We start from the raw sequence: 689 nt of genomic DNA, 5'->3' as shown, positions 1-689 counted from the left end.
TTGGTCTGTGCTTTCTGTCATGCTGTTCCACAGTGGAGTAAGTCGCTTCAGGATGCTCAAGCTCTGATGATGCAGCAAACTGACCAGCAGTTTCAGCTCCAGAAGCCAATTCAACAGCTAACTAACCAACAGTTTCCACTTCGGAAGCCAGTTCAACAGCTAACTAAGCCGCAGTCTCCGCTTCAGAAGCCTGTTCAACCGCTAACTAAGCCGCAGTTTCCACTTCAGAAGCCTGTTCAACAGTTAACTAACCAGCAGTTTCCACTTCAGAAGCCCGTTCAACCGTTAACTAACCAGCAGTTTCCACTTCAGAAGCCAGTTCAACAGTTAACTAAGCCGCAGTATCCGCTTCAGAAGCCTGTTCAACAGTTAACTAACCAGCAGTTTCCACTTCAGAAGCCTGTTCAACAGTTAACTAAGCAGCAGTTTCCGATTCAGAAGCCAGTTAAACAGCAGTTTCAGAAGCCAGTAGTGCAGGCAGAGCCCTTTGATAAATGTGTAGCTGTAGCTGATTCTGAGCAGATCCAATGTGGTCTACCCGGGATCAGTGGTGCTGAGTGTGAAGCTATCAACTGCTGCTTTAACGGGCAGCAGTGTTTCTATGGAAGGGCGGTGACTGTCCAGTGTATTAGAGATGGTCAGTTTGTGGTAGTGGTGTCTAGAGACGTTACTCTGCCTCGACTGAGTCT

General features: G+C 47.8%; 1 protein-coding gene. It reads left to right on the top strand.

Annotated elements, in window-relative coordinates:
* Nucleotides 1-66: 66 nt before the first annotated feature.
* Nucleotides 67-689: hypothetical protein (locus tag DK870_RS29110; RefSeq protein WP_218580689.1), on the top strand; the 623-nt coding region annotated here is incomplete at its 3' end.

Source organism: Pseudomonas sp. Q1, assembly GCF_009935975.1.
Taxonomy (GTDB): Bacteria; Pseudomonadota; Gammaproteobacteria; order Pseudomonadales; family Pseudomonadaceae; genus Aquipseudomonas; species Aquipseudomonas palleroniana.
The sequence above is the reverse complement of the archived record's forward strand: the minus strand, read 5'-3'. Positions and strand labels throughout refer to the sequence as shown.